Here is a 795-nt window from a genome sequence, read left to right as displayed (position 1 = left end):
CTAAAAATAAAGTTAATATGATGAAATGGAATCTCATTTTTTTTCAAACTTGCGTACAACGGTTTGGCTATGATTTCGGCGTGGAATCGTCCGCAGGACTATTCCGCAGAGAAATCAAGCTAAATATAAGTTTTACTTTCGGTTTTTGCACTGTCTCCACGCTGAATTATAGCCGTTGTTGTAAACCGTTATTTTATTATGTCCGATTTAAAATCAGTTATATATTTAGCACCCAATTCCAAGCGTCTCACTTTTTCTGGATTTCTATGCATTGTATATTCCAATTCAGATGTTTTAATTAGAATTTCCTTCTTTTTAAAAGTCCTTTTAGCATTGACAGTAAAACAATCGCTTCCACAAGAAGGAATCCAATATGCTTTTGTCAAATAAATTTCTTTTAGGACTTCGTTTAGTCTATTTTTTGGGATGTTATGAAATTCAAAATCCGCAAAAGAATTTTTAAAGTCATTGATATTGAAATCATTTATGGAAAACTCAATTGTATCTCCTAATTCGGTTATATCGGATAAGTCAATTTTAAATTGCCCACTTGAGTTTACAAAAAATCCTTTAAGTTTCTTATTCCCAAAAAGCCAAACTTTTGGCATTTCATCTCTTTGTTCAAGTTGAATTTTTTCTTTTGTTTTCAAATCGAACAATTGTCCTTTTATATCTTGTCCAAAAGTTGAAGCAGAGAAAAACAAAATTAATGAAATGAACAGTAGGTTTTTCATAATGTCTTGTCCTGAAATATGGCTACAGATTAATCCCGAAGCTTCGGGAGAATTTACGCTG

General features: G+C 31.7%; 1 protein-coding gene. It reads right to left on the bottom strand.

Annotated features, from left to right (window positions below; all coding sequences use genetic code 11):
- Nucleotides 1–188: 188 nt before the first annotated feature.
- The coding region (locus tag ACFQ0I_RS17380; protein WP_379944262.1) for a hypothetical protein at nt 189–795 on the bottom strand (607 nt) is incomplete at its 5' end.

It is taken from the genome of Mariniflexile aquimaris (assembly GCF_042676825.1).
In the GTDB taxonomy this organism is placed as follows: domain Bacteria; phylum Bacteroidota; class Bacteroidia; order Flavobacteriales; family Flavobacteriaceae; genus Mariniflexile; species Mariniflexile aquimaris.
The sequence above is the reverse complement of the archived record's forward strand: the minus strand, read 5'-3'. Positions and strand labels throughout refer to the sequence as shown.